General features: G+C 58.3%; 2 protein-coding genes and 4 pseudogenes. 5 read left to right on the forward strand and 1 reads right to left on the reverse strand.

Annotation, left to right across the window (positions count from 1 at the left end):
- A pseudogene (locus tag JWR89_RS26155) lies at nt 1-387 on the forward strand (LysR substrate-binding domain-containing protein); the annotation flags it as partial.
- Nucleotides 388-420: 33 nt separating this feature from the next.
- Here the strand turns inward: JWR89_RS26155 and JWR89_RS26160 are convergent.
- Nucleotides 421-885, reverse strand: a pseudogene (locus JWR89_RS26160) (PHP domain-containing protein); the annotation flags it as partial.
- Between the two features lie 10 nt (nt 886-895).
- On the opposite strand from JWR89_RS26160, the pseudogene JWR89_RS26165 reads away from it, so the two are divergent.
- The 4 genes and pseudogenes from JWR89_RS26165 to JWR89_RS26180 form a co-directional block, all read left to right on the forward strand.
- Nucleotides 896-1131 (forward strand): annotated as a pseudogene (locus JWR89_RS26165) (DNA polymerase IV); the annotation flags it as partial.
- A gap of 411 nt (nt 1132-1542) precedes the next feature.
- Nucleotides 1543-2937 carry a pyridoxal-phosphate dependent enzyme gene (locus JWR89_RS26170; RefSeq protein WP_299721104.1) on the forward strand — a complete coding sequence of 465 codons (1395 nt, stop codon included), beginning with the start codon at nt 1543-1545 and terminating at the stop codon, nt 2935-2937.
- 45 nt (nt 2938-2982) lie between these two features.
- On the forward strand, nt 2983-3648 hold the full coding sequence (locus JWR89_RS26175; protein ID WP_299721105.1) for a VTT domain-containing protein: 666 nt from the start codon (nt 2983-2985) through the stop codon (nt 3646-3648).
- 110 nt (nt 3649-3758) lie between these two features.
- A pseudogene (locus JWR89_RS26180) lies at nt 3759-4206 on the forward strand (ABC transporter substrate-binding protein); the annotation flags it as partial.

Raw genomic sequence — 4206 nt, forward strand, 5'->3', positions numbered from 1 at the left:
ATGGCTTGGGCCCATCCGCCATTGCCAGCGCAGATGCCGCTTCTCCGCGTCCAACTCTCACACCCGTCGGCGCAGGCCCTGGTGCAGGGCATCGAGGCCTCGCAACTCACGGATTGCGACAAGATTATCATGATTCGTCCGCATGGGCGCCCGATAACAGCACAGCGCTCGCCGCCGCTGGACTGGCAGGGCTTGGAATCGCCTGGCTTCCCGACGGCATCCCATGACTATGTTGCGTCCGGCGCGCTTGTTCCTGTCATGACGCGCTGTCCTCCTCCACCGGCAGGCATCTATGTTGTCCGTCCACTGAGTCAGCATCGGGCGCGCAAGGGGAGGCTCGTTGGCGCAACGCTGCTCGCATGTTTCGAACAAGCTACGCCCATTTGAGGTGTCGGCGGCTGACTCAGACCCACAAGCGGCGCGAAGCGTCAATGCGACAAACGCCCGGTCCCCGAACACATCGCGCAGCCTTCGCAGCCGCTGCATGCAGATGTCGTCCGCCCGATCCGGAACGAGCACGGCGATCAAGCCTTCGTTTCAGTCGACGACGTCCGCCCAATCGAGGATGCACTTCGCCTTGCCGCCGCGTTTCTTGCCGACTGACAGTAAGCGGCACAGTCGCGAGTATGCGGGCCGATCGGTCGGGTAGACCAGAAGCGACGTGCCGTCGGCGAGATCAAGGCGGCAACCGACGATTAGCCGGACGCCGGTGACTTTGGCGGCTTCGTGCGCCCGCACGATGCCGGCAACACCGTTGCGGTCGACGACGGCCAGCGCCGCGATCCCCAGCAGCGCCGCCGTCGCAAACAACTCATCAGCTGAACTCGCGCCGCGCAGGAAAGTGGAGGGCGATGTGCATCGGAGTTTGGCATACCGCGCGTTCATCCACGTCGACATGGATGCCTTCTATGCGTCCGTCGAGCAGCGGGACAATCCGGAGCTCCGGGGAAAGCCCGTCGCCGTCGGTGACTCCAGGGAGCCCGGCGTGGTCGCGGCCGCAAGCTATGAAGCGCGAAAGTGCGGGGTTCGTTCGGCGATGCCGTAGGTCACCGCAGGCGGCAGTGTCGTCCGGACCTCGTTTTCGTGAAGTCCCGCTTCGAGGTCTACAAGGCGATCCGCCAGCAGATCCGTCTCACTCGGACTATCGGGCCACCGGTCGGGTGGATTTTTCCCGCTCCGAAAACTTGCCTGCGACGCCAAGCGCCCGACTTCGAGTGAATCGCTGCCTTTGCCGCCAAAAGCCGCATAGAGGTCCACTGACCTGACGTTCAGGGCGTTGCGCAGACCGTTCATCAAGGTCGCAGCGAAGCAGTTGCGCGAAAACAGCAACCGGCCACCTCAGGCACTCAGTTCGGGCTAAGTCCATCTTGGGCAAATCCAGAGCCGGCCTTCAATGGACCTTCGTTAAGCAATCCTTGAAGAATTTCCGTCCAAGCCCCAATGCGGATTGGAATAGAGTTAAAAAAGAGTTAACTTGAAGCTAGATCGATAGCCTTCAGTCGCGTTCAGATCGTCACAATGAGCCTCTCTCGCCGGAATTTCATGCAAGCCGCCGTCATGGGAGGTGCCGCGTTGAGCGGAGGTGCCGCCCTGAGCGCGGTCGGCATGAAACGACGCCGCCCCCTGATGTCGCCGCTTCCGCCGATGGCCGACCTTTCAGGCCTGGCGCCGCCCTCCGCGGCGTTGAACTCGCAATCTTTAGCGCTTGGCCGTCTCTTTCCCTCTCTGGTGGATCCCGATACCACAGAGGGCCCTTTCATCGCTAACACGCTTTCCAGCAAAGATTCTTTTGCCGGTTACATTCGCCAAGGCGAACCCGGTAACTCCGTTTTCCTCAGGCAGGCCGGCGCCCGCGCCACCATTCCCTGGGCCCCGATTTTCGTGCGGGAGGATAACCACCTCTTGCAGCTCCCGTCGTCGGTGACGCGACAAATAGACTGTGCTGATCTTCTGGTGATGAACGAAAGCAGCGCGCGTTATCCCGTCTTCGGTAACAAGGCGCGCAAATACGAGTTTCTGCTCCCGAACCTGAGGTGGTCCGGCTCCAAGCGTCTGGGGACGGTCGGCGCGGTGTCCAGCAATCATGCATTGCAGTTTGCCCTGGCCAATCGTGTGGCCGACCTGACCGGTGGCGGACAGCCGCTGAATTGCGCCCTGGACTTGGTGCTTTTCGAGGTCCCGGGAGCCGTCACAGACATGGCGCGACTAGCGATTCTGCGAAGGCTGGTTCAACACGTCGTCATCGCTAAGAACGATGTCGAATTGGTCGGTGAGGCTGCCCAGGAATATGCGAGAAACTGGTTGCACCCGGATACAGATTTGCTAGTTCCGCCGGGCGGCTCGAACGAGGTGAGCGTGTTGGGGCATATGAATGCGGTCGCCGAGTTGGCGCAGTTCCTTGACGCCGCTCAGGCGTGGAGTGCACCGCCTGATTTGATTTTTGTCGCCATGGGCAGCGGCTCGACGGTTTTGGGCCTTCTCCTCGGCGTCCAATTGATGGGATGGAAGACCAAGGTCGTGGGAGTGGCCGATCAGGACAAATCCTATCTGACGCGATGGCTTGTAAACCGGCACCCCTCGTTGCCGTTTGTGGAAGGGAATGTTGCCAAACTCGCTCGCAGTACGGTCGATTGGCTGCAAGCAATTGGCTTTCCCGGCCTTTCTCCTGACGTCCTTCGCGTGATCCAACACGACATATTCGTGCCGGATTCCGCTAGTTGGGAGCCCGGTTACGGCTTAATCGAAGGCACCGACGTTGCGTGGGCAGACGAGTTGAAAGAGGCCGGACTGAGCCTTGATCCAGTTTTTACTTTGAAAGCTTGGCGATCGCTGCTCACCATGTCTAAGGCGGGGGCGCTCAGGAACAAGAAGGTCCTTTTTTGGAACACCTACAACAGCTTCGACTACACGCCGCCTCTCCTATCCAGTTTGGGATAGCCGATGCGCAGTCACAGACCATTGATTGTATACATCGCGGCCGTCATGTTTTTGACGCTGGCATATTTTGCATCGCCTCTTTCGAGAGAGGCCGTTTGGCAGGTATTTCCGGGCCTTGCCACGACGGCCTACGCGCATCCACTAGGCACCGCGCTGCTATTTCTAGTCACATCCGCCGTCCTCACATTTCTGGCCTTTCCCTCCATGCCGATGATTTGCATAGCGGCAGGCTTTTACATGGATGGGTTCAACGGTGCCACCACTGTGCTGCTCGGCAGCGCCTTTGGCGGTTTGAGCGCGTTCCTATTTTATCGGCAGCACATTCGCCGTCCCGACGCACTACTAAAACAACAGTCCGCTGTGAAGGTTTGGTTAACCTTGCTCGGATTGCGGCTCTCGCCGCTCGTACCCTCCCCACTGGTGAACTTCATTGCCGCAATCTTTGACGTCTCACCACTTCAGTACCTGACGACCAGTGTGTTGGGCGGCGCGCCACTCGTCCTGTTCTATGCGCAAATAGGACAGCAAGGGCACCACTTATTGTCCGGCCAAACTCCGCATTGGCAGCAATTTTCAGGATACTTGATCATATTAACATTAAGCACGTTGCTGAGCGCGATGGGGCCTTGGAAGTCGGTGCTGAATGAGCTTAGGCAAAAAGGCTTGACCGGCTCAAGTAATCTTTCGCTACACTCAACACCTGGTCAATAATCGTTCGTTTACCGATAAACACGGTTTTCTCCGTATTCTGCCACTTTTTCTTAAGTTCAGACCTGTAGATTTGCAGGCGCTTCTACCGACATAAAGTAAAGAGCGCCGCCATGTTCCCGAAACACTTCGTCCTTGGGTCGCTGAGCGGCGCCATGGCCTTTCTTTTCGTAACCTCAAGCTGGGCAGCTGATCTTGCAGAGATCAAGCAGCGAGGCGAAATCCGCCATATCGGCATCCGCTACGCCAATTTTGTGACCGGAGCGGGCGATGGCTTAGACGTCGAGCTGATGCAGGGTTTCGCCAAACGAATAGGGGTGTCCTACAAGCTTGTTTATTCAGATTTTTATTCGGTGATCCGCGATTTACTAGGCAAGGATGTCGTGCGCCAAAACGACAAAGTCACGCTGGCGGGTGACTATCCAATCAGAGGCGATGTAATATCAGCCGGCTTCACCGTGTTGCCGTGGCGTGAGGCGATCCTTCTATATTCCGAGCCGACTCTTCCATCCCAGGTTCTGTTGGTGGCACCAGCCGAGTCCGATCTTCAACCGATCAAGG

This window comes from Tardiphaga sp., from assembly GCF_028290785.1.
Lineage (GTDB): Bacteria > Pseudomonadota > Alphaproteobacteria > Rhizobiales > Xanthobacteraceae > Tardiphaga.